The sequence below is a fragment of the Streptomyces sp. NPDC050263 genome (assembly GCF_040655955.1).
Lineage (GTDB): Bacteria > Actinomycetota > Actinomycetes > Streptomycetales > Streptomycetaceae > Streptomyces.
This window is the reverse complement of record NZ_JBFAKW010000005.1, coordinates 37,250-60,705: the sequence shown is the minus strand read 5'-3', so window position 1 is coordinate 60,705 and position 23,456 is coordinate 37,250. Positions and strand designations below refer to the sequence as shown.

Annotated in this window: 19 protein-coding genes and 1 pseudogene; 9 read left to right on the top strand and 11 right to left on the bottom strand. The window is 72.5% G+C overall.

The window, feature by feature from the left end; genetic code table 11:
- Window positions 1-2 precede the first annotated feature (2 nt).
- The 4 genes from AB0J04_RS03470 to rsmH form a co-directional block, all read right to left on the bottom strand.
- Complete coding sequence (locus tag AB0J04_RS03470) at window positions 3-1,526, bottom strand: UDP-N-acetylmuramoyl-L-alanyl-D-glutamate--2,6-diaminopimelate ligase (RefSeq protein WP_363166693.1); 1,524 nt, start codon at window positions 1,524-1,526, stop codon at window positions 3-5.
- Window positions 1,527-1,792: 266 nt separating this feature from the next.
- Window positions 1,793-3,760 (bottom strand): penicillin-binding protein 2, encoded by a 1,968-nt coding sequence (locus AB0J04_RS03465; RefSeq protein WP_363166692.1) that lies wholly within the window; start codon window positions 3,758-3,760, stop codon window positions 1,793-1,795.
- Window positions 3,761-3,765: 5 nt separating this feature from the next.
- Entirely contained in the window at window positions 3,766-4,365 is a 600-nt protein-coding gene (locus AB0J04_RS03460) for a septum formation initiator family protein (protein WP_363166691.1), read from the bottom strand.
- Window positions 4,366-4,409: 44 nt separating this feature from the next.
- A complete protein-coding gene (gene rsmH / locus AB0J04_RS03455) occupies window positions 4,410-5,366 on the bottom strand; it encodes a 16S rRNA (cytosine(1402)-N(4))-methyltransferase RsmH (protein WP_363166690.1) in 957 nt (318 codons plus the stop codon).
- 324 nt (window positions 5,367-5,690) lie between these two features.
- Here rsmH and AB0J04_RS03450 point away from each other — a divergent pair, with 324 nt between their 5' ends.
- The 4 genes from AB0J04_RS03450 (at window position 5,691) to AB0J04_RS03435 (ending at window position 11,407) form a co-directional block, all read left to right on the top strand.
- Complete coding sequence (locus AB0J04_RS03450) at window positions 5,691-6,236, top strand: carbonic anhydrase (protein ID WP_363166689.1); 546 nt, start codon at window positions 5,691-5,693, stop codon at window positions 6,234-6,236.
- 283 nt (window positions 6,237-6,519) lie between these two features.
- Window positions 6,520-7,554 carry a MoxR family ATPase gene (locus AB0J04_RS03445; protein ID WP_363166688.1) on the top strand — a complete coding sequence of 345 codons (1,035 nt, stop codon included), beginning with the start codon at window positions 6,520-6,522 and terminating at the stop codon, window positions 7,552-7,554.
- Window positions 7,554-8,936, top strand: coding sequence for a DUF58 domain-containing protein (locus AB0J04_RS03440; RefSeq protein WP_363166687.1), 1,383 nt, complete (start codon window positions 7,554-7,556; stop codon window positions 8,934-8,936). Before AB0J04_RS03445 ends, AB0J04_RS03440 begins: the two co-directional genes overlap by 1 nt.
- On the top strand, window positions 8,933-11,407 hold the full coding sequence (locus AB0J04_RS03435; RefSeq protein WP_363166686.1) for a DUF3488 and transglutaminase-like domain-containing protein: 2,475 nt from the start codon (window positions 8,933-8,935) through the stop codon (window positions 11,405-11,407). Before AB0J04_RS03440 ends, AB0J04_RS03435 begins: the two co-directional genes overlap by 4 nt.
- A 211-nt stretch (window positions 11,408-11,618) precedes the next feature.
- Here AB0J04_RS03435 and AB0J04_RS03430 read toward each other — a convergent pair whose 3' ends face one another.
- The 3 genes from AB0J04_RS03430 to AB0J04_RS03420 all read right to left on the bottom strand — a co-directional run bounded on the left by AB0J04_RS03430 (window position 11,619) and on the right by AB0J04_RS03420 (window position 13,863).
- Complete coding sequence (locus tag AB0J04_RS03430) at window positions 11,619-12,029, bottom strand: DUF3040 domain-containing protein (RefSeq protein WP_363166685.1); 411 nt, start codon at window positions 12,027-12,029, stop codon at window positions 11,619-11,621.
- A 275-nt stretch (window positions 12,030-12,304) separates the two neighbouring features.
- On the bottom strand, window positions 12,305-13,075 hold the full coding sequence (locus AB0J04_RS03425) for a methyltransferase (protein ID WP_363166684.1): 771 nt from the start codon (window positions 13,073-13,075) through the stop codon (window positions 12,305-12,307).
- Window positions 13,076-13,299: 224 nt separating this feature from the next.
- Window positions 13,300-13,863, bottom strand: coding sequence for an SAV_6107 family HEPN domain-containing protein (locus tag AB0J04_RS03420; protein ID WP_363166683.1), 564 nt, complete (start codon window positions 13,861-13,863; stop codon window positions 13,300-13,302).
- A 175-nt stretch (window positions 13,864-14,038) separates the two neighbouring features.
- Between AB0J04_RS03420 and AB0J04_RS03415 the strand changes: the two genes are divergently transcribed.
- From AB0J04_RS03415 to AB0J04_RS03395, 5 genes and pseudogenes are all read left to right on the top strand, one after another.
- A complete protein-coding gene (locus AB0J04_RS03415) occupies window positions 14,039-14,812 on the top strand; it encodes an ATP-binding cassette domain-containing protein (RefSeq protein WP_363166682.1) in 774 nt (257 codons plus the stop codon).
- Entirely contained in the window at window positions 14,784-16,868 is a 2,085-nt protein-coding gene (locus AB0J04_RS03410; protein WP_363166681.1) for a YhgE/Pip domain-containing protein, read from the top strand. Before AB0J04_RS03415 ends, AB0J04_RS03410 begins: the two co-directional genes overlap by 29 nt.
- A gap of 44 nt (window positions 16,869-16,912) precedes the next feature.
- On the top strand, window positions 16,913-17,539 hold the full coding sequence (locus tag AB0J04_RS03405; protein ID WP_363166680.1) for a TetR/AcrR family transcriptional regulator: 627 nt from the start codon (window positions 16,913-16,915) through the stop codon (window positions 17,537-17,539).
- Window positions 17,540-18,007: 468 nt separating this feature from the next.
- Window positions 18,008-18,556 (top strand): annotated as a pseudogene (locus AB0J04_RS03400) (DUF4126 domain-containing protein).
- Between the two features lie 38 nt (window positions 18,557-18,594).
- On the top strand, window positions 18,595-20,109 hold the full coding sequence (locus AB0J04_RS03395; protein WP_363166679.1) for an NAD(P)/FAD-dependent oxidoreductase: 1,515 nt from the start codon (window positions 18,595-18,597) through the stop codon (window positions 20,107-20,109).
- A 47-nt stretch (window positions 20,110-20,156) separates the two neighbouring features.
- Here the strand turns inward: AB0J04_RS03395 and AB0J04_RS03390 are convergent, their stop codons facing one another.
- The 4 genes from AB0J04_RS03390 to AB0J04_RS03375 form a co-directional block, all read right to left on the bottom strand.
- Window positions 20,157-21,212 carry a hypothetical protein gene (locus AB0J04_RS03390; protein ID WP_363166678.1) on the bottom strand — a complete coding sequence of 352 codons (1,056 nt, stop codon included), beginning with the start codon at window positions 21,210-21,212 and terminating at the stop codon, window positions 20,157-20,159.
- A 56-nt stretch (window positions 21,213-21,268) separates the two neighbouring features.
- On the bottom strand, window positions 21,269-22,192 hold the full coding sequence (gene metF / locus AB0J04_RS03385) for a methylenetetrahydrofolate reductase [NAD(P)H] (RefSeq protein WP_363166677.1): 924 nt from the start codon (window positions 22,190-22,192) through the stop codon (window positions 21,269-21,271).
- A gap of 147 nt (window positions 22,193-22,339) precedes the next feature.
- Window positions 22,340-22,987, bottom strand: coding sequence for a thiamine phosphate synthase (gene thiE, locus AB0J04_RS03380; protein ID WP_363166676.1), 648 nt, complete (start codon window positions 22,985-22,987; stop codon window positions 22,340-22,342).
- A 99-nt stretch (window positions 22,988-23,086) separates the two neighbouring features.
- Entirely contained in the window at window positions 23,087-23,452 is a 366-nt protein-coding gene (locus tag AB0J04_RS03375; protein WP_363166675.1) for an Rv2175c family DNA-binding protein, read from the bottom strand.
- Window positions 23,453-23,456 lie beyond the last annotated feature (4 nt).

Genomic DNA, 23,456 nt, shown 5'->3' with positions numbered 1-23,456 from the left:
GTTCATCCCTGGGTCTGCTGGATAGCTTCGCGAAGCACCTGGCGGTCGTCGAACGGACGGACGACGCCGGCGATGTCCTGGCCCTGCTCATGGCCCTTGCCCGCGACCAGCACGGTGTCCCCGGCGTGCGCGCGGGCGACGACCGCGGCGATCGCGGCGGCCCGGTCCTCGAACAGGAGGACCTCGCCGCGCTCGTGCGCGGGCACGGACGCCGCGCCCTCGAGCATGGTCGCGAGGATCGCGAGGGGGTCCTCGGAGCGGGGGTTGTCGGAGGTCAGCACGGCGATGTCGGCGAGCCGGGCCGCCGCGGCGCCCATCGGGGCGCGCTTGGTGCGGTCCCGGTCGCCGCCGCAGCCGAGGACGACGTGCAGCCGGCCCTTGGTGACCTTGCGCAGTGCCCTGAGAACCGACTCGACGGCGTCCGTCTTGTGGGCGTAGTCGACGACCGCGAGGTAGGGCTGCCCGGCGTCCACCCGCTCCAGTCGGCCCGGCACGCCGGGCACGGCGGCGACGCCGTCGGCGGCGGTCTGCGCGTCGATGCCGGCGGCGGCCAGGGAGACGATCGCGGCGAGGGTGTTCGCCACGTTGAAGGAGCCCGGCAGCGGCGCCTTGGCGGCGATCCGCACGCCGTCCGGGCCCACGACGGCGAACGTCGAGTCCATGGGGCCGATCTCGACGTCGACGGCGCGCCAGTCGGCGTCCGGGTGGCCCTCGGCGGAGAAGGTGACGACGGGGACCGTGGCCTCGCCCGCGAGCCTGCGACCGTACTCGTCGTCGAGGTTGACCACGGCGAGTTTGCTGCGTTGCGGTGTGAACAGCTGTGCCTTGGCCCGGAAGTAGTCCTCCATGTCGGAGTGGAACTCCATGTGCTCCGGGCTGAGGTTGTTGAACACCGCGATGTCGAAGACGCAGCCGTCGACCCGGCCGAGGACCAGGGCGTGGCTGGAGACCTCCATGGCGACCGCCTCGACGCCACGCTCGCGCATGACGGCGAACAGGGCCTGGAGGTCGGTGGCCTCGGGGGTGGTGCGCTCGGACTTGATGCGCGTCTCGCCGATGCGCGTCTCGACGGTGCCGATGAGCCCGGTGGACCTGACCGACTTCAGCCCGCCCTCCACGAGGTACGCGGTGGTGGTCTTGCCGGAGGTGCCGGTGATGCCGATCTGGAGCAGTTCGCGGCCGGGGTGGCCGTAGATCGTGGCCGCCAGCTCGCCCATCTGCCCGCGCGGGTCGTCGGCCACCAGGACCGGCAGGCCGGTCGCGGCGGCGCGCTCGGCGCCGGTGGGGTCGGTCAGGACCGCGACCGCGCCGAGGCCGGCGGCCTGCGCGACGAAGTCGGCGCCGTGCAGACGCGCGCCCGGGAGGGCGGCGTACAGGTCGCCGGGGCGGACCGCGCGCGAGTCGTGGGTGATGCCCGTGACCTCGACGGCGGCGCTCTCCGGCTGCGCGACGCCCAGCTGATCGGCGAGCTCCGCGAGGGGTGTGGCGGAGACCTGGGCCGGTCGCGGCGGTCCCGGATAGGTCACGGAAGCGCCCTTCTGGGTGGTTTGGGACTGATCAGCGTGTGGCACGGCGGTGAGCGTACCGGGCGCACCCGCCCGCGGGCCAAGCGAGGGCGGCGGCGGGGGCACCGGCGGCGACGCGGGGGGCGACGCGGGCGGTGCGTGGTTCCCGGGGTCGGGAGTGATCATGGTCACGGGCTTGGTTCCTGGCTTGTTCGGCGCTGAACAGTGGCGGACGGGGGTCGTGGGCGGACAGGGCGGACAGCGGTGGGACGGTCGGGGCAGGGCGGTCAGGGCGAGAAGGTGACCGGGAGGTTCGCCGCCTTCGCGCCGGTCGGCGGGACCTGGAGGGTCTTGAGGGCGAACTCCATGACCTGTTTGAAGACGGGACCGCAGATCTGGCCGCCGAAGTAGCTGCCCTGGGTGGCGTTCTGGATGGCGCAGTACACGGTGACCCGGGGGTTGTCGGCGGGCGCGAACCCGGCGAACGACGAGGTGTAGCCCTTGTAGGTGCCGGTGGCCGGATCCACGCGGTTGGCGGTGCCCGTCTTGCCCGCGACGCGGTAGCCGGGGATGCGCGCCTTGCCGCCCGTGCCCTCCTGGTCGTCCACCACCGACTCCAGCATCTGGGCGAGGGTCTTCGCCGTCTTCTGGCTGACGACCCGGGTCTTCGTGGGCGCCTCGGCGGGGGTGAACCGGCCGTCCGGTCCCTTGGTGCCGCGCACCAGGGTGGGCTCCACGCGGACCCCGCCGTTGGCGATCGTCGAGTACACGGAGGCCGCCTGGAGCGCGTTGAGGGACATGCCCTGGCCGAAGGGGATCGTGTACTGCTGCGAGGTCGACCACTTGTCGGGCGCGGCAAGGATGCCCTTGGTCTCGCCGGGGAAGCCGAGCCCGGTATGACTGCCGATGCCGAACCTGCGCAGGTAGGAGTAGAGGACCTGGTTGGCCTGGGACTGCGTCTTGCCGAGCTGGCCGGTGGCCAGAATGGTGCCGATGTTGCTGGACTTGGCGAGCACGCCGTTGAGCGTGAGATACCAGGTGGCGTGGTCGATGTCGTCCTGGAAGAGACGGTCGCCGCGGTGCAGCCGGTTGGGCACGGTGACGTGCGTCAGCGGGGTGGCGGCGTTCTCCTCCAGGACGGCGGCCATCGACATGACCTTGGCGGTGGAGCCGGGCTCGTAGGCGTCCTGGACGGACGGGTTGCCCAGGTCCGCCGAGTTGGCCTGGGAGAGGTCGTTGGGGTCGAAGCCGGGCGAGTTGGCCATGCCGAGGATCTCGCCGGTCTGCGTGTCCTGGACGATGACGTAGCCGCGGTCCGCCTTCGACTCCTTCACCTGCTCGGTGATGGCGTTCTGCGCGGCCCACTGGATGTCGCGGTCGATCGTCAGCTCGACGTCGGAGCCGGGCACCGCGGGGGTCTCGGTGGAGCCCGCGGTGGGCACCTGACGGCCGCCGGACTGGGCGTAGCGGATCTTGCCGTCCTTGCCGGACAAGGTCGCGTTCAGCTGCTGCTCGATGCCGCCGCCGCCCTTGCCGTCGGCGTTGACCCAGCCCAGTATCCCGGCGGCGAGCTCGCCGTTGGGGTACACGCGCTTGCTGCTGGGCACCGCGAAGAGGCCGGCGAGGACGTTGACCGTGCCGCGGTCCGTCTCCGCCTTGTCGGAGAGCGCGGACCTCAGGTCCCTGATCTGCTTCCAGACCTGCGGGGTCTGCCGCCCGGCCAGCTTGACGTAGCGCAGGCCCTCGTCCTTGGGCCGCAGCTTCGTGACGAGCGCGGACTGTTCCTGGCCGAGGATCGGCGCGAGGAGGGCGGCCGCCCGCTCGGGCCCGTCGTCGATCTTCAGCTGCGCGCGGGTGAACATCGTCGGGTCTGCGGTGATGTCGTAGGCGTCCTCGCTGGTCGCGAAGGCCACGCCGGTGCGGTCGGTGATCTCGCCGCGCTCGGCGGCCAGCACCTGGCCGACGTACCGGTTCTGCTCGGCCTTGGCCGTGTAGGCGCTCGCGTCGACGGCCTGCACCTGGAGGAGGCGGACGACGAAGGCGAGGAGCACCAGCGTCAGCGCCAGGCCGACCATGCGCAGCCGGGGCCGGGGGCTGCCGAGCCGGATCACGCGCGAGGCGGCGGCGCGGGGGGCGGGCGCCGACGGGCGGCGGGCCGGGCGGGCGCCGGGCCCCGGGCGTCGCTGCGCGGACGCGGGGCGGGAGGGCCGGGCGGGGCCGGGCACGCGCCGTCGCGGCTGTTCCCTGTCGGACAATTCCGTCACCTGCCGGGGGTCTCGGGGGCGGCTGCGGTCGGGGCGAGGGCGGCCGGATCCGGTACGGGAGAGTCGCTCGGCAGCGGATCGGCGCCGGGTACGGGTGAGTCGTCAGATGCGGGTGAGGCGTCAGGTACCGGTGAGTCGCTCGGCTCGGGCGTCGTCGAGGACTCGATCGTCTGGGAGAACAGGACGGCCTCGGGCGGCCGTACGACGACGGGAGCGTCCTCGACGGACTGCTGGGCGGCGGGCGACGGGACGCCCTTCACGGTGCCGTCGGGGTTCAGGAAGGCCGGGTCCCCGCCCGGGACCATGCCCAGTTCGCGCGCGCGGCGCTGGAGGGCGTCGGGGGCAGAGTAGGAGTCGATGTCCCGCTGGAGCGCCTGCTCCTCGTCGGTGAGGCTCTTGGTGTCCTTCTGGAGGTCGTCCATCTTGAACGAGCCCTCGCTGAGCGCGGAGTTCAGCACCAGCAGTCCGATGAGACCGCCGCCGAGGAGGAGGACCACCAGGAGGACGAACGGCGTGCGGGCCGCCTGCCGTGGGCCGGCCGGGAAGAGCCGCGCGAGCCGGGCGGCCCTCCCCTTCAGTTCGGGTTTCCTGGCCACACGCCCTCCCCCAGGTGGAATTCCGGACCCTCGGCTCACGCCCGTCATTCGATGGACTCCCTGATTCGCTCGGCCCCGCGCAGCCGCGCCGGGGCGGCCCGCCGGTTCTCGGCGACCTCTTCCTCGGTGGGAAGTTCGGCACCACGGGTGAGCAGCTTGAGCCGCGGCTGGTAACGCTCGGGGACGACCGGCAGCCCGGGCGGCGCGGTGTTGGCGGCGCCGGCCGCGAACACCTGCTTGACCAGCCGGTCTTCGAGCGAGTGGTACGACAGGACGGCGATCCGCCCGCCGACGGCGATCGACTGCACGGCGGCCGGGATCGCCCGCTCCAGGACGGAGAGTTCGCCGTTGACCTCGATGCGCAGCGCCTGGAAGGTGCGCTTGGCGGGGTTGCCGCCGGTGCGCTTGGCGGCCTGCGGAAGCGCGTTGCGGATCAGCTCGACGAGCCGCGCGCTGTTGGTGAACGGCTCCTGGCCGCGCTCGCGCACGATCGCGGAGACGATCCGCTTGGCCTGCTTCTCCTCGCCGTACGCCCGCAGGATCCGGACGAGTTCACCGGGCGGGTAGGTGTTGAGGACCTCGGCGGCGCTGACGCCGGTCGTCTGGTCCATGCGCATGTCGAGCGGGGCGTCCTGGGCGTAGGCGAAGCCGCGGTCGGCCTCGTCGAGTTGCATGGAGGAGACGCCGAGGTCGAACAGGACGCCCTGCACGCGCGCGATGCCGAGCCGGTCCAGTACCTCGGGGAGCTCGTCGTAGACGGCGTGCACGAGGGTGGCGCGCTCGCCGAAGGGGGCGAGCCGCTCGCCGGACAGGCGCAGGGCCTCCTTGTCCCGGTCGAGGGCGACGAGCCGGGCCTCGGGGAACTGCGTCAGCAGGGCCTCGCTGTGCCCGCCGAGACCGAGCGTGCAGTCGACGACCACCGCTGCGGGGTCCTGGAGCGCGGGGGCCAACAGGTCCAGGCACCGCTGGAGCATCACCGGGACGTGTCGACTCTGGCTCAAGGGGCCCTCTCAGCTGCGGCGGGTGGTACGCACCGCCGGGTCCCCGCCCCTTGTGAAGGGAAGGCCTGCCGGCGCCGCGGGGAGATCTCCGGCAACCGGGCCGGGGTCTCACGGGGTTCAGTCCAGCAGGGAGATCGTCGCCTCCCGCTTCGCGTCACTTTAGTCCACGCTGTCTCGCGGTCAATCAACCGGCCTGCGCGGCGCGGCCCGCCGCGGGCGCCCCTCCCGCACCCTTGTGGCTTACCTCACAAACGGGACGTGATGGCGCTCTTTTTCCCTTCTCACACCAGGACCGGAACGGCTGTGACCAGTACCGTCATGGATATGACGACTTCCGCATCCGTACCCACCGAGTCCGAGGGCGCCATACACGGCGGCACTGTGACCGACCGCCTGGTGGAGGCGAACGCGCGGTATGCCGCCGCCTTCTCCGACCCCGGCATGGACGCCCGCCCCGTCCTGCACGTCGCGGTCGTGGCCTGCATGGACGCCCGGCTCGACCTCCACGCGGCGCTCGGCCTGGAGCTCGGCGACTGTCACACGATCCGTAACGCGGGCGGTGTGGTCACCGACGACGTGATCCGCTCGCTCACCATCAGCCAGCACAAGCTGGGCACGCGCAGCATCGTCCTCATCCACCACACCGGCTGCGGTCTGGAGGCGATCACCGAGGAGTTCCGCACCGAGCTGGAGATGGAGGTCGGCCAGCGCCCGGCCTGGGCGGTGGAGGCCTTCCGGGACGTCGACCAGGACGTCCGCCAGTCGATGCAGCGGGTGCGCACCTCGCCGTTCCTGGTGCACACCGACAATGTTCGCGGCTTCGTCTTCGACGTGAAGACGGGCCTGCTCCGCGAGATCGATCCCGCGTAGTCGCGCCCGTCATCGCTCCCGAGACCCCGCGTAACCACGCGCGGGCACTGTCGTTCACTGTCGTTTCGCTGTTGATTTCCGTCTCCCGGATACCCAAATGCCTATAACACCGACATATCGCGGACAGTTGTCCACAGGCGAGTGACACGAATCGGTAACGGCAGCAAGAATGCGAGTGTGACGCCGCGCTGAGCAGTTCGCGAGTGGCGTCCGTGATTCGGGGTGGGCCGGTTTGCCGCACAGTGCAACGGCCCGGAGAAAGTTTTGGGCCGAGGAGGGCCGGGTGACGACCTATGACGAGCGAGCGAGCCTCACAGATCTGACCGCCACTGTGGAGCGTGTCCGCAGTTCGGTGGAGGGAGTGATCGAGGGCAAGCCCGAGGTCGTACGGCTTTCGCTGACCGTGCTCCTCGCCGAGGGGCATCTGCTGATCGAGGACGTGCCGGGCGTCGGCAAGACGATGCTCGCCAAGGCGCTGGCGAAGTCCATCGACTGCACGGTGCGCCGGATCCAGTTCACGCCCGACCTGCTGCCCTCGGACATCACCGGGGTGTCCATCTGGGACCAGCAGCGCCGGGAGTTCGAGTTCAAGCCGGGCGCGATCTTCTCGCAGATCGTGATCGGCGACGAGATCAACCGCGCCTCGCCGAAGACGCAGTCGGCGCTTCTGGAGTCGCTGGAGGAGGGCCAGGTCACCATCGACGGGCAGACCTACGAGCTGCCCAGCCCGTTCATGGTGGTGGCCACCCAGAACCCGGTCGAGATGGAGGGCACCTACCCGCTGCCCGAGGCCCAGCGCGACCGCTTCATGGCCCGCGTCTCCATCGGCTACCCGAGCCCCGAGGCCGAGCTCCAGATGCTCGACGTCCACGGCGGGGTCAGCCCCCTGGACGACCTCCAGCCGGTCGCGCACGCGCACGAGATCGTGAAGCTGATCGACGCGGTCCGCGGGGTCCACGTCGCCGACGCCGTGCGCCGCTACGCGGTCGACCTGGTCTCCGCCACGCGCAACCACCCCGATCTCAGACTCGGCGCCTCTCCGCGCGCGACGCTGCATCTGGTGCGCGCGGCGAAAGCGACGGCGGCCCTCAGCGGCCGGGACTACGCGCTGCCGGACGACGTCCAGAACCTCGCCGTGGCCGTCCTGGCCCACCGGCTGCTGCCCACCGCGCAGGCCCAGCTCAACCGGCGCACGGCGGAGCAGGTCGTCGAGGAGATCATCCAGCGCACCCCGGTGCCCTCCTCCCCCCAGCAGCACGGGTACGGGCTGGGCCACAGCGCGCAGGCGTACGGCCAGCAGCAGTCGCGGAGGCTGTGATGACGACCGGGACGGCCGGGCAGCCGTCCACCGGCCGGGGCGAGCAGGGCGAGAAGGGCGGCGCGCGCACGGCCCTGGCCGGTCTGACCACCCGCGGCCGCTCCTTCCTGGCCGCCGGCATCGCGGCCGCCATCTGCGCCTATGTGCTCGGCCAGCCCGACCTGCTGCGGGTCGGGCTGCTGCTGGCCGCCCTGCCGCTGATCTGCGCGGCCGTCGTCTACCGCACCCGCTACCGGGTCGCCGGCAGCCGCCGGCTCGCCCCCGCGCGCGTGCCCGCCGGCAGCGAGGCCCGCGTCCATCTGCGGATGGACAACGTCTCCCGGCTGCCCACCGGCCTGCTGATGCTCCAGGACAAGGTGCCCTATGTCCTCGGCCCGCGGCCCCGCTTCGTCCTGGACCGGGTCGAGGCGGGCGGCCGCCGCGAGGTGTCCTACCGGGTCCGCTCCGACCTGCGCGGCCGCTACCCGCTGGGCCCGCTCCAGCTGCGCCTGAGCGACCCCTTCGGCATGTGCGAGCTCACCAGGGCCTTCTCCACCTACGACACGCTGACGGTCATACCGCGCGTGGAGCCGCTGCCCCCGGTCCGCCTCACCGGCGAGGCCAAGGGCTACGGCGACGGACGGCAGCGCTCGCTCGCACTGGCCGGCGAGGACGACGTGATACCGCGCGGCTACCGCTACGGCGACGACCTGCGCCGCGTGCACTGGCGTCTCACCGCCCGCTACGGCGAGCTGATGGTGCGCCGCGAGGAGCAGCCCCAGCGCTCCCGGTGCACGGTCCTCCTGGACACCCGGGGCCTGGCCTACGAGGGCGCGGGCCCGGACGCCGCCTTCGAGTGGGCGGTCTCGGGCGCCGCGTCCGTGCTGGTGCACATGCTGGAGCGGGGCTTCTCCGTACGGCTGCTGACGGACACCGGCGACTCGGTGCCGGGCGAGGGCTCCGACGGGTTCGCCGGGCCGAGCCAGGAGTCGGCGGACGCGGCCGGGCTGATGATGGACACCCTCGCGGTGGTCGACCACTCCGACGGCACGGGCCTGTCCCGGTCCTACGACGTGCTGCGCGGCGGCAACGAGGGACTCCTGGTGGCCTTCCTCGGCGATCTCGACGAGGAACAGGCGGCGGTGGCCGCGAAGATGCGCCAGCGCAGCGGGGGCGCGGTCGCCTTCCTGCTGGACGGCGCCGGCTGGGCGCGTGAACCGAACGGCGTGCCCGATCCGATGAACAGGCAGGAGGAGCGGCTGCGGATGCTGCGCGAGGCGGGCTGGACGGCCGTGAGCGTGCCGCGGGGCGCTTCGCTGAACGAGCTGTGGCGCCAGGCGGACCGCGACGGGGCGGGCCTGGTGACCGCGGGCGGGGCGAGCGGCGGGGAGGGGAGATCATGAGCGGGCGAGCTCGACTGACGCTGTGCTCCGCGGCGGCCACGCTGATGGCGTCATGCGCCATGCTGCCCCTGGTGGAACCGGCGACCTGGCTGCTCCAGGCGGCGTTCCTGCTGACCATCCAGTCCGGGGTGGGCGTGGCGGCCCGGCGGGTGCCGTTGGCCCGGCCGCTGACCGCGGTCGTCCAGGCCCTGGTCACACTGGTGCTGCTGACCCTGGTCTTCGCCCGGGAGCACGCCTTCGCCGGCGTCGTCCCCGGCCCGGAGGCCTTCCGTTACCTCGGCGACCTGCTCCAGACCGGCGCCGACGACGTGGGGCGGTACGCGATCCCGGCCCCGCTGTCCGACGGCATCCGGCTGATGGTGATCGGCGGGGTGCTGGTCATCGGTCTGGCCGTGGACACCCTGGCGGTCACGTTCCGCAACGCCGCGCCGGCCGGCCTGCCGCTGCTGGCGCTGTACTCGGTCGCCGCGGGCCTGTCGGACGGGGCGGCCGACTGGCTGTGGTTCCTGGTCGCCGCCGCCGGCTATCTGCTGCTGCTGCTCGCCGAGGGCCGGGAGCGGCTCTCCCAGTGGGGCCGGGTCTTCGGCGGGGCCCCGCGCGGCCCGGGCGAGCAGCCCGGTCCGGTGGCCCCGGTACGCACCGGCCGGCGCATCGGCGTGGCCGCGCTGGGCGTCGCCCTCGTGGTGCCGCTCCTGCCGCTGCCGGCGATACAGGGCGGCTTGCTGGACGGGGCGGGCGCAGGCGTGGGCGCGGGCAACGGCAGCGGGGGCACGATCTCCGCGGTGAACCCGCTGGTGTCGCTGCGCGACAGCCTGAACGTGGACGAGGACCGCACGGTCCTCACCCTGCGCACCAACACCACCAACATCTCCGACATGTACCTGCGCATCGTGTCGCTGGACGATTTCGACGGCACCACCTGGAAGCCGTCCAAACGCCACATCATCGCCGTGCCGGACGACTTCCCCTCGCCCACGGGGCTCGGCGGCGACGTGAAGCGCACGGAGATCACGACCCGGATCGCGGCCGCCGATGGCTACTCCCAGGACTGGCTGCCGATGCCGTACCCGCCCAGCGGTGTGCAGATCAAAGGCAACTGGCGGTACGAACCGGTCGGCATGACCCTCGTCGGCGACCACGGCCAGAACACCAGCGGCAAGACGTACCAGGTGACCAGCCTCGACGTGCAGCCGACGGCGGAGCAGCTGGCCTCGGCGCCCAAGCCCCCCGGCTCGATCAAGCGTGACTTCACCAAGGTCCCGGACTCCCTGCCGGCGACGGTGGCGCAGCAGGCTCTGGCGATCACCAAGGGCGCCACGAGCGACTACGAGAAGGCGGTCAAACTCCAGGACTACTTCGCGGTGACCGGGGGCTTCGAGTACGACACCGAGGTCGAGGTCGGCAGCGGACCCAACGCGATCGCCCGCTTCCTGCGGGACAAGCAGGGCTTCTGCGTGCACTTCTCGTTCGCGATGGCAGCGATGGCCCGCACGCTGGGCATACCGGCGCGGGTCGCCGTGGGCTTCGCGCCGGGTTCCCCACAGGCGGACGGCTCGGTGGCGGTCGGTCTGAAGGACGCGCACGCCTGGCCCGAGCTGTACTTCGAGGGCGTCGGCTGGACCCGCTTCGAGCCGACCCCGACCCGTGGCACGACGCCCACGTACACGCTCCCGGAGACCTCGGGCGGCACTCAGCCCGAACTGCCGCAGCCCACGCGCTCGGCGGACGCCGCGCCGTCGACCGAGCCCTCGGCGAGCACCAGCTGCTCGGTGGACGACAAGAAGCTCGAGGGCTGCGCGGGCGCGCTGCCGCTGGACCCGACGGAGCAGGACGGCGGCGGCGCTCCCTGGTACCAGCTCGCCGGCTGGGCGCTGCTGGGCTTCGCCGCACTCGCCCTGCCCCTGCTGCCGATGCTGTGGCGGCTGAGACGGCGTTCGGTTCGACTGGCCTCCGCCCAGCACTCCGCGGCCGGGGCGGCCGGGGCGCCCCCGGGCCGGCCGGCGGACGGCTCCGGTCCGGCGGTGGTGCTGGACGTGCCGCCGCAGGAAGCCTCTACGGCGGCCGTGGGACACGTCCTGGCGGTGTGGCGCGAGCTGACCGACACGGCGTGGGACTACGGCATCGAGCCGGACGAGGCGCTGACCCCGCGGCGGGCGGCGGCACGGATCGTCCGGATCGGCGAGCTGGACGACACGGTGGCCCGTTCGGTGCACCGGGTCGCCGGGGCCGTGGAACAGGTGCTGTACGCACCGGAGCCGAGGGCCGAGACCGGGCTGGCCGACGAGGTCCGCGCGGTGCGGACGGCCCTGCGGGAGAGGGTCGGCTGGCGCACGCGCGTGCGGGCCGTCGTGGCGCCGCGTTCGGCCGTCCGCGCGGTCTGGGACCTCACCGACCGCTGGACGGCCCTCAAGGCGTCCTGGGCGGCCCGTCTGACCACCCTGATACGCCGACCGTCCGGCCAGAGCGGCTGAACAGAACGGCTGAGACAGAACGGCTGAGGAGGAGCAGCCGACGCGGAACGGCCGGCGCGGAACGGCCGGACAGCGTCGGCTGCGACACCTGAGCGACAACGCCTGAGCAGCAGCCGTCCAGGCAGCAGACATTCAGGCGACGAAACGCCTGAGGGGGCGACCACCCGGCCGGGTGGTCGCCCCCTCAGGCGTTGTTCGTGTGTGGGCGGAGTCAGTGGCCGCCCTGTTCGTCACGGCGGCGCTGCCAGCGCTGTTCGATCCGGTCCATCATCGAGCGCTTCTGCCGGGTCTGACCGCGGGCGGGCGCTGTGCCTGGGGCTCCGGCTCCCGCCGCGGGTTGCTCACCCGGCTTGGGAGCCTTGCGCCAGCCGGTCACCGCGAGCACCGCGCAGCCCAGCATGACGAGGAAGCCCACCACGCTCAGCCAGACCTGTTTGGCGACCATACCGGCCATGAGGAGCGCGATTCCCACGAGGAAGCCAGCGACCGCCTGGTAGACCCGCCGCCGGGTGTACGTACGCAGCCCGCTTCCCTCGAGCGCCGACGCGAACTTGGGATCTTCGGCGTACAGCGCTCGCTCCATCTGCTCGAGCATGCGCTGCTCGTGCTCCGAGAGCGGCACGGAGTCCTCCTCATCGTGCAGTCGCCGGGGCGACCCGGGGGGTCCCTTCAGGATAGGCAGGGAATCGCCCCCGTGAAACCCGCCCCTCTACGCCAATTGGCCAACCGGAGCCCGTCATGGACGTCCCGGCTGCTGAGGTTTCCATTCCCCGGCAGCCGACCCGTCATGCCGGGCGGTCTCCCTCGATCATACGGCGCGCTGCGCTCGAACGGGGGGCCTGTGGCGTACTCCATCCACAGCCAAGGCCCTGATCAGCGGTGCGCCCCGGGAGGCGCTCAGCTCCCGTCGCTCCCCTGCGTCTCCCCGAGCACATGAAGCTGGGTGGCGACGGAGTGGAAGGCGGGGAGTTCGGCGGCGGCCTCCTCCAGCTTGAGCAGGGCCTCCAGGGCGCCGGGCTCGGTGTCCACGAGGACGCCGGGGACGAGGTCGGCGAAGACCCGCACCCCGTGCACGGCGCCGACCCTGAGGCCCGCGCCCTCGACCAGGGCGGTGAGTTGCTCGGCGGTGAAGCGGCGGGGCACAGGGTCACCGGCGCCCCAGCGCCCGTCCGGGCCGGTGAGGGCCTGTCGGGCCTCCTTGAAGTGGCCGGCGAGAGCGCGGGCGAGGACGGCTCCGCCGAGGCCGGCGGCGAGAAGGCTGAGGACGCCTTCGGAGCGCAGCGCGGCCACCGCGTTGCGGACGCCCTCGGCCGGGTCGTCGACGTACTCCAGGACGCCGTGGCACAGGACGGCGTCGTAGCCGCCGCGCTCGACTACGTCGAAGAGGCCGTGGGCGTCGCCCTGGACGCCCTTCACCCGGTCGGCGACGCCGGCTTCGGCGGTGCGGCGCTCCAGGGCGAACAGCGCGTTGGGGCTGGGGTCGACGACGGTGACCCGGTGCCCGAGCAGAGCGACGGGCACGGCGAAGTTGCCGCTGCCGCCTCCGGTGTCGAGGACGTCCAGCGACTCACGGCCGGTCGCCTTGCCCCGGCGTTCGAGGGCGTCCTGGAGGACCTCCCAGACCACGGCGGTACGGAGAGAGGCGCGGGGGCGCATCGGGTCCGACACGGCAGTTGACTCCTCGGCGCGGCACCGCCCCTCGCGGGGCGGAGCGAACGGGCTGCCTTCCCGGCCGCGACCGGCCCGGCCGGGAAGGCTGCGGGCAGGCAGGTGGAGGGAAGGCTTCAGGCGACTTCCACCCTATTGCCTCCGACGCCTTACCCGATCCCGGCGGTGTACCGGGTCGCCCCGGCACCCCGCCGTGGCGCGACGACGGGCGCCGACCACGCCCGTCACCCCGTGTCCGGCAGGTCGCGGTCCGGGTGGGAGCCGTCCGGGGTGTCCGCGTCCTGGCGGGGCTGGGGCAGGACCGGCTGGAGTACCAGCATGCGTTCGACGAGGCGGAGGAACATCGCCACGTCGCGGATCAGGTCGTCGGCGTCCCGGCGGGTGGCCGCGCCCTGGATGCCCGCCTCGGCGCGGGCGCGGCGGCGGGCTCCGGAGGCGAACAGCGCGCTCCACTCGGTGAGTTCGGGCGCTATCTCGGGGAGCACTTCCCAGGCGCTCCGGATGCGGGCCCGCCGGCGGGGCGCGGGATCCGGACGCCCCCGGGCGGCGAGCACGGCCGCGGCGGTGCGCAGGGCCGCGAGGTGGGCCGTGGCGTAGCGCTCGTTGGGGGTTTCGAGGACGGCCGCCTCGTCCAGCCCGGCGCGGGCCTGGGCGAGCAGATCGAGGGCGGCGGGCGGGGCCGCGGTGCGACGGAGCACGGGGTGCACGTCGCTCGCCGGGCCGGTCAGTGAGGGGGCAGGGCCGGTGGCGCGGCGCCGGTTTGCGGCGGCTGCGTGGTAGGTGGCCATGACGAACCTCCTGTCGTCTGTGTGACGGCATGCCCCGATACGGGGATGCCGTATGTGCCCATCGTGCGGTATGCCACTGACAATCCGTTCTGACCTGGACTTTTGCTTCGATCGAAGGTTCGGGCTAGTTTTTGCACTGACCAGTCAGTTCAGAAATTCCAACTCAGGGGGACCTGTGGACGGAGTCGGTGTCACCGCCGACGGCTTCGGGCTCCGAGGCCCTCGCGGATGGGCGTTCCGGGGCATCGGCGTCGACGCGGAGCCGGGCTCGCTGATCGCGGTCGAGGGGCCCTCCGGCTCCGGCCGGACGAGCCTGCTGCTCGCGCTCACCGGACGGATGAAGGCGACCGAGGGGACGGCGACCGTGGGCGGGGCACGGCTGCCCAGGCAGCTGGCGGCCGTGCGTCGCGTCGGCGCGCTCGCGCACGTCGCCGGGGTGACCGACCTCGACCCGGCCCTGACCGTCGGCGAGCACCTGCGTGAACGGGCGCTGCTGCAACGGCGGTTCGGCGGCTCCGTGCGCGAGTCGCTGCGCCCGCGCGCGGAGCGGACCGCCGAGACGAAGCTGCGGATCGACACCGCGCTCACCGCCGCCGGACTGGACCCCGAGGCCCTGCCCAAGGGCTCGCGGACCGCCGTCCGCGACCTGGAGCGCCTCGAGGCCCTGCGGCTGTCCGTGGCGCTGGCGCTGGTCGGGCGGCCCGGGCTGCTCGGCGTCGACGACGTCGACCTGAAGCTGGCGGACGCCGAACGGGCGGAGGTCTGGGCGCTGCTGGGGTCCCTCGCCGAGGCGGGGACGACGGTCCTCGCGGTGTGCGCCGAGGCCCCCGAGAACACGGTCACGGTCGCCCTCTCGACGCGCGCGGACGCCGTTGCCGACGAACCGAAAACCGGTGCCGAGCACGAAGAGGAGACGGCGCATGCGCTCGCCGAGACTGGCCGCGCTTGAGCTGCGGCGCTTCGGCCGGGGCAAGCTCCCCCGGGCCGCCCTCGTCGCACTCCTGCTGCTGCCCCTGCTGTACGGCGCGCTGTACCTGTGGTCCTTCTGGGACCCGTACGGCAGGCTCGACCGCATCCCCGTGGCGCTGGTGAACGACGACCGAGGGGCCACCGCCGACGGGCAGAGGATCACCGCCGGGGACGAGATCACGAAGGGCCTGCGCGACAGCGAGGTCTTCGACTGGCACGAGGTGAGCGCCGCCGAGGCACGCGCGGGCGTGGAGGACGGCAGGTACTACCTGTCGCTCACCATGCCGGCCGACTTCAGCACGCGGATCGCCTCCAGCGCGGGCGACTCCCCCGAGACGAGCGCCCTTCAGGTGCGCACGAACGACGCGAACAACTACATCGTCGGGCAGATCTCGCGGACGGTCTTCAGCGAGGTGCGCACGGCCGCGTCCACGAAGGCCTCGCGGTCCTTCCTGGACAAGATCTTCGTCTCGTTCTCCGACATCCACGGCGCGACGGCGAAGGCCGCCGACGGGGCCGACGACCTCGAGGACGGCGTCGGGAAGGCCGAGAAGGGCTCCAAGGACCTCGCCGACGGGCTGACCGACGCCAAGGACGGCAGCGGCAAGCTGGCGAAGGGCCTGGAGAAGCTCGACACGGGCGCCGACAGCCTTCAGGACGGCTCGCAGAGCGTCGCGGACGGCACGCAGGCGCTCGCCGACAAGGTCAACGGGTTCTCCACCGCGGTGGGACCCTTCCTGAAGGACAACGAGAAGAGCATCGGGGACACCGCCCAACTGGTCGCCGACTCCGCCAAGGTGATCCGCGACAACCTCGCGACCCTGGTGAAGGCGGCGCCGACCGCCGCCGAGGGCGCCCATACGGCTTCGGACACCCTCGCCGCCGTGCACGAGGCGCGCTGCGAGACACAGGTGCTGCCCGACCCCGCGTGCGCCGACCTGGAGAAGGCCAAGGACGCGGCCGCCGACGTGGCGAAGGTCGCCGACGACGTCAACACGCTGATCGCCGACCAGGACGGCGACCTGACGACGCTCAGCACGGACCTCGCCGCCCTCCAGACGCAGGCGCAGTCGCTCGCCGACAGCGCCCCGCATCTCTCCGAGGACCTCGCCGACGCCGTGACCAAGGTCAACGCGCTGAACACGGGCGCAGGGAAGGTCGCCAAGGGCGCCAAGAAGCTCAACACCGGGCTCGGCACGGCCAAGACGGGTTCCGTCGACCTCGACGAGGGCGTGGGCAAGCTGGAGACGGGCGCCGCGGACCTCAACGGCGGCATGTTCAAGCTCTCCGACGGCTCCGGCGAGCTCGCCGACGGTCTGCACGACGGCGTCGAACAGATCCCCGACTACGACGAGCAGCAGCGCGACGCGCGCACCGCGGTCATGGCCGACCCCGTGCAGCTCGCCTCCCAGAACCTGCACAGGGCGCCCAACTACGGCACCGGTTTCGCCCCGTACTTCATCCCGCTGTCGCTGTGGGTGGGCGCGATGGTGGCGTACATGCTGATCGCGCCGATGAACCGGCGCGCGCTCGCCGCGGGCGGCTCGGCCTGGCGGATCGCGCTGGCGGGCTGGCTGCCGGTGGTCGCGATCGGGGTGCTCCAGACGACGGCTCTGATGGCCGTGCTGCACTGGGCGATCGGCCTGCAGCCGGCGCGGGCGGCCGGCACGGTGGGCTTCCTGTTCCTGGTGACGGCGTGCTTCGCGGCCCTCGTGCAGTGGCTCAACGCGCGCTTCGGGGCGGCCGGGAGGATCCTCGTCCTCGCGCTGCTGATGCTCCAGTTGACGTCCGCGGGCGGCACCTATCCCGTGCAGACCAGCCCGGACTTCTTCAACGCGATCCACCCCTACCTGCCGATGAGCTACGTCGTCGAGGCGCTCCGGAGGCTCATCACGGGCGGCGGGCCGGAACCGGTGTGGCACGCGTGCGTGGTGCTCGTCGCGTTCACCGCGGGCGCCCTCGCGCTGACCGCCCTGTCGGCGCGCCGCCGCCAGGTGTGGACACTGGACCGGCTGCACCCGGAACTGAGCCTGTGAGGATCCGGCGCCCAGGGGTCCGGGTTCCTGTGACAATCAGGACCATGGAAAGCAGCACCACCCCGGGCGGCCGCACCCGCCGCGAGGCCACCCGGCAGAAGCTCTACGAAGCCGCCGTCACTCTCATCGCCGAACAGGGCTTCTCCGCGACCACGGTGGACGAGATCGCCGAACGGGCCGGCGTGGCGAAGGGCACGGTCTACTACAACTTCGCGAGCAAGTCGGTCCTCTTCGAGGAGTTGCTGAGGCACGGCGTGGGCCTCCTCACCGCCTCGCTGCGGGAGGCGGCCGAGCGCACGGCGCAGGAGGGCGGCGACAAGGTCGACGCGCTGGACGCGATGATCCGCGCGGGCCTCGTCTTCATCGACCGCTACCCGTCCTTCACCCAGCTCTACGTGGCCGAGCTGTGGCGCACCAACCGGGCCTGGCAGTCCACGCTCATGGTGGTCCGTCAGCAGGCGGTGGCCGTCGTCGAGACGGTGCTGCGCGAGGGCGTCGAGAACGGCGAGTTCAGCGAGGAGATCGACGTGCCGCTGACGGCGGCCGCGCTGGTCGGCATGGTCCTGGTGGCCGCCCTGGACTGGCAGGCCTTCCAGCCGGAACGGTCCCTGGACGACGTCCACTCGGCGCTGTCGCGGCTGTTGCAGGGGCGGGTGAGCGGTCGCCGCTAGGAAGGTCGCCGGCAGGAGGTCGCCGTCAGGGGGCACCGCCGGCGAGGCTCCACGCGCGTGTGCACGAAAGCGCCGGTCCGTGGTGGCCACGTCCCCCGTGGGCCGCCTCGAACCGGCGCTTCCTCGTGCTCCCCGGTTCCCCCTGTCTCCCCCGTTCCCCCCTCGTTCCCCCGTTCGGTCGTTCCCCCGAGGTACCCCCCGTGCCTCGCTCCCGCCGAACTGGTCGGCGGAAGGAGCGGATCGAGGGCCGCTCCGTTCCGGCGCCCCGTGTCGCCGGTGCCGGAGCCGCGCCTCTTTCCGTGCCTCCACTCTCCCGTTCGCGCAGGTCGTCCCCCATCCGCGCGCGTACTCAACTCACCCCCTAGGTACGTGTACTCAGGGCTGCGCACTCATCCTCAGGACGCTGCGCGGTCGACTGGTTACGATCGCGTCCGTGTCCGCAGTCCCCCTTGGCCGGGGGCCTGGGGGATGTCCCCCAGAAGACACAGCGCCAGCGGCTGGGCCGGCGGCATCAACGCCTACGCGGTGGTACTGCTGCTCGGCCTCTTCGGCGCGGCCGGCCTGAGCGACGACGTCCCGGAGACGTTGCAGCGTCCCGAGGTGCTCGCCGTGGCGGACTTCCTGTTCTTGTGCGAGGCGGTGGCCGACAAGATCCCGTACGTGGACTCGGCGTGGGACTCGGTTCACATGGTGATCCGGCCACTGGCCGGCGTCTGGGTGGGCCGCTGCTCGCCGGGCGAGCGGCTCGCTCTCCGACATGGCGGTCAACACCTCGCCCGAGCCGTTCAGCAACGTGATCGTGAGCCTCACGGAGGATCTCGCGGTCGCCGGCATCGTGACAGTCGCGCGATATTCCACCCGGGGGCGGCGGCGATCATCGCGGCCGTCCTGCTGCCGGCCGGGCTGACGGTCCTGTTCTTCCTCGTCTCACGGATCCGCCGGTTCCTGCGGCGCAGGGCACAGCGACGCGAGGAAAGGCGCGTGGCCCGGCACCCCTGGCCGCCCTCGCCGGGCTGACGGCGTGACTGTCAGCGGCGGCCGATAAAGTCGCGGGCATGGCAGGGATTGCGGTGATCGGCGCCGGGATGGGCGCGCTGGCGGCGGCCGCCCGGCTGGCCGTGGCGGGCCACCGGGTGACGGTGTACGAGCGGACGGAAGACTACGGCGGGGCGGTGCGCCGCTTCGAGCGGGAGGGGTTCGGTTTCGACACCGGCCCCGGGCTGCTTCCCCTCCCCGCCGTCTACCGTGACCTGTTCGTCAAGACGGGCAAGGAGCCGCTGGAGGCCTGTGTCGAGCTGGTCCAGGTCGACCCGTCCGCACGGCACCTGTTCGCGGACGGCACCGAGGCGCCCCTGCCGAACGCCTCGCGCGCGGGAGTGGTCTCGGCGCTGGACGAAGCGCTCGGGGCGCAGGCCGGACAGCGTTGGGGCGACTTCCTGGTCCGGGCCCGCGAGGCCTGGGACCGCACGCGCCGTCCGCTGCTGGAGGAGCCGCTGTGGCCGAACTGGTCGGTGCTGGCCGACCGCGAGCCCTACCCGGCGGTCCCCCACAAGCGCCTGCTGCGCACCCGCCGGGCGGGCACCCTCGCCGAGGTCGGCGCCTGGGAGCTGCGCGATCCCCGGCTCGCCGCGCTGCTGGAGGGCCACGCGCTCGCGTACGGCCTCGATCCCCGGGTCACCCCGGCGAGCGCGGCCGTCCTGCCGTACCTGGAGCACGCGTTCGGCACCTGGTACGTGCGGGGCGGGATGCGGGAGCTGGCCCGCGCGGTGTACGAGCGGTGTCTGGCCCGGCGGGTCGAGTTCGTCTTCGGGGCAGAGGTCACGCGGGTCCTGGAGAAGAACGGCCGGGCGGCGGGCGTGGAACTGGCTGGGGGCACGGTGGCGGACGCGGACTTCGTCGTCGCCCCGGGCAACGTCGCCGGTGATCCCGCCGGCGTCGCCGGTCAGCCCGGGAGCATCGCCGGTCTTCCCGGCCGCGGTGCGGGCGAGATCGGGCCCCAGCAGGGCCTGCCGAGTCGACTGACCGTGCTGCTGGCGCTGCGCGGCGCCCGGCCGGAGGGCACCGCGCACCGCACGGTGGTGCACACGGCGGACCGCGAGGCCGAGTTGGAGAGCCTCTTCGGTACGACGCCGTCCGTGCCCGCCCGGCCGACGGTCACGGTCCTACGGCCCGGCGACGCGCGGCTGGTGCCGGACGGCGACCACGAGTCGGTCACGCTGAGTGCCGTGGTCCCCTCCGGTGCGCGGATCCGCGACGAGCACCTGGAGGCGCTGGTCGCCGGCGCCGAGCGGGCCGTCCCCGGTCTGCGGGACCGCGTCCTGTGGCGCGAGGTGCGCACTCCCGCCGATGTCGCGCGGGAGACGGGCGCGGCCGGCGGGGCCGTCCCCGCGCCCGCGCTGGCTGCGGCCGGGGGGCGGCTGCTGCACCCCGCCAACTCCACGGGTATGCAGGGCCTGTTCACCGTCGGCGGCTGGTCGCATCCGGGTGGCGGACTCCCCCACGCGGGCATGTCGGGCGCGCTGGTGTCCGGCCTGATCGTGGAGGGCCCGGAGTTCCGGGGCTCACAGTGAGACCCGGTGAGTGAGCCGCTGCGCGGGCTCCCGGGACAACGCGGCCGTCAGAACCGATACTGCTGCTCGTCGTAGCCGTTGCCCTGGCCTTGGCCGTGCCCGGGCTGCTGTCCGTCGCCCTGGTACGGATACTGCTGCTCGGGCGGCAGTTCGCCGCCGAGCGGGTCGTCGGTGTTGCGCTGCTGCGGGACCCAGACGCCGCCGGCCGGGGTCTCCCCGTAGCCGCCGTTGCCGTACTGGTCCTGGCCGTAGCCCTGCTGCCCGTACTGCTGCTGGCCGTAGTCGGCGTCGTAGGAGCCGCCGCCGTAGGTCTGGGTGCCGATGTACGGGTCGGAGTAGGCGGCGTACTGCTGCTCGCCCGTGGCGTCGTAGCCGTACTGCTGCTGGTGGTACCCGGAGTAGGTGTTGTCGTACCCGTAGTTCTGGTCCGCGCCCTGGGCGGCCGTCGCGTACTGGTCCTGGGGCTGACCCTGCTGCTGGCCCTGGCCGGTCGCGGCCGCGTACGCGGCGTCGCTGTACACGCCGTAGGAGCCGGTGTCGTCGGGCAGCGGCTGCGGCTCGTAGACGGAGGCGCTCTCGGCGGCCATGGGGTCGACACCCCGGGCCGCGGGCGTGAAGACGTCGTCGCGGTCGTAGTCGTCGTCGCCGTAGGCGTTCTTGTCCTGGCCGAACGCCGCGCTGTCTGCTCCGTAGGGCATGCCCGCGTCGAATCCGGCTGCCTCGGCGTTCTGGAGGTCGGAGGCCTCGAGGGTCGGGTCCTGGCGCTCGGCCTTGCCGCGGCGGCGCCTGGGGATGAAGCCGCGGGCGCCTTCCGTGTCCGCGTCCTCGTCCCTGTCACCGTCCGCATCCGCGCGCCGGAAGGCCCAGCCTTCGGCGAAGCCGCGGCGGAACGACAGCGTGACGTAGGTCTGGCCGACCGCGAAGGCGATCGCGCCCAGCTCGATGACGACGACCGACGGGATCAGGACACCGAGGACGACGCCGAGGAAGCCGACGAAGGCCAGCAGTCGCCAGCGCAGTCGCGCCTTGTACTGCAGCAGCACCTCACCCAACAACCACAGCGCGACGATGCCGAACGCGATGTAGAGGACCGTCCAGCCCATGTACGCCCCTCTCCCAGTGGCCGCTACGCAGTGTGTCGTATGTGGGTGCGACCGGTCTAGGCCTGCGGCGGGTGGTGCAGACCCAGGTTCTCGTAGATTTCCAGCGTCGCCGTGGAGTTGTTGAGCGTGATGAAGTGCAGTCCGGGCACTCCCTCGGCCAGCAGCCGTGCGCAGAACTCCGTGGCGAAGTCGATGCCAATGGAGCGTACAGCGGCCGGATCGTCTTTGGCTGTGAGGATCCGCTCTTTCAGAGCGGCCGGGAAGTGGGCGTTGCTGAGCCTGGGCAGGCTTTCCAGCATCTTCACGCTCGTGACCGGCAGGACCTCGGGGATGACCGGAGTCACACAACCGGCCGCCTCGACCCGGTCGCGCAGCCGCAGATAGGACTCGGGCTCGAAGAACATCTGCGTGATGGCGTAGTCGGCGCCGGCCCGGCACTTGTCGACGAAGTGCGTGACGTCCGCGTCCCAGTCCTCGGAGCGCGGGTGCATCTCGGGGAAGGCGGCGACGCCCACGCAGAAGTCGCCCGACTCCTTGATGAGCCGGACGAGTTCGGCCGCGTACGTCAGGCCCCGCGGGTGCGGCACCCATGCGCCCATGGGGTCGCCGGGCGGGTCGCCGCGCACGGCGAGCATGTTGCGGATCCCGGCGTCGGCGTACTGGCCGATGATGTTGCGGAGTTCGGCGATGGAATGGTCCACGGCGGTGAGGTGCGCGACCGGCGTCAGGGTGGTGTCGACGACGATCTGCTGGGTCTCCTTGACCGTGGTCGCGCGGGTGGAGCCGCCGGCGCCGTACGTCACCGACACGAAGTCGGGTGCGACCGCCTCGACCCTGCGCAGCGCGTTCCACAGGCTCCGCTCACCCTTGGGCGTCTTCGGCGCGTAGAACTCGAACGAGTACGTCTTCTTGCCGGTCGCCAGGATGTCGCGCACGGTGCGCGCGCGGTCCGTCCTGGTGGATGCGGTTCCTAGGGCCATACCCGCAGGTTAGCCAGGGGCTGGCGGTCCCCCAACCGAATGCGGGAAATTTGCCCGAATTGTCGACTTGTTGTCCACCCCTTGGACGCCGGACCGAGCCCGGCCGAACCGGTGTGGCCCGATGCAGCCCGGTCGAGCGCGGCCGGGCTACGCCGCGCGCAGCCGCTTCGCGAACTCCGCCGCCGCTGCGCCGGGGTCGTCCGCCTCGGTGACCGCCCGGACGACGACGACCCGGCGGGCGCCCGCCGCCAGCGCCTCGTCGAGGTTGCCGAGGTCGATGCCGCCGATCGCGAACCAGGGGCGGTCCGCGCCGAGGGCGGCCGTGTGCCGGACCAGGCCGAGGCCGGGGGCGGGCCGGCCGGGCTTGGTGGGAGTGGGCCAGCAGGGGCCGGTGCAGAAGTAGTCCACGCCCTCCTGGACCGCGGCGGCCTCCGCCTCCGCCTCGGTGTGCGTGGAGCGGCCTATGAGGACGTCGGCGCCGAGGATCGCGCGGGCCGCGGAAACCGGCAGGTCGCCCTGGCCCAGATGGAGGACGTCGGCCCCGACGGCATGGGCGACGTCCGCGCGGTCGTTGACCGCGAGCAGCTTGCCGTGCCGGGCGCAGGCGTCGGCGAACACCCTGAGGTGCTCCAGTTCCTCGGCCGCCTCCATGCCCTTGTCCCGCAACTGGACGATGTCGACGCCGCCCGCGAGGACCGCGTCCAGGAACTCCGGCAGGTCGCCCTGGCGGGTGCGGGCGTCCGTGCAGAGGTACAGCCGGGCGTCGGCCAGCCGGGCGCGAGCGGTGACGGGCATACGAAGGTCCCCCCAGGGTGGTGGTGTACGAGGGCCGGCGGCCCCCGTACACCGGGTCGTTCGGTTCGATCCGCAGGTCGGACGCCAGGCGTCGCCAGGTCAGACGGCGAGCGCCTGGGCGCGGCGCTTCACCTCCGTGCCGCGATTCTCACTCAGGGCCTGCGCCGGGGTGCCTGGGAGGGTCGGGTCGGGGGTGAAGAGCCACTCCAGCATCTCTTCGTCCGTGAAGCCGTCGTCCCGCAGCAGGGTCAGGGTCCCGGACAGGCCCTTGACCACCTTGTCCTCGTCGATGAAGGCGGCGGGGACGTGCAGTGCGCGGTTCTCGCCACGGCGTACGGCGATGAGCTGGCCGTCCCTGACCAGCTGCCGGACGCGCGTCACCTCGACATCGAGCATTTCTGCGATGTCGGGCAGGGTGAGCCAGGCGGGGACGAGAACATCGGTCTTTGCGTCAATCTCGGTCACGGGA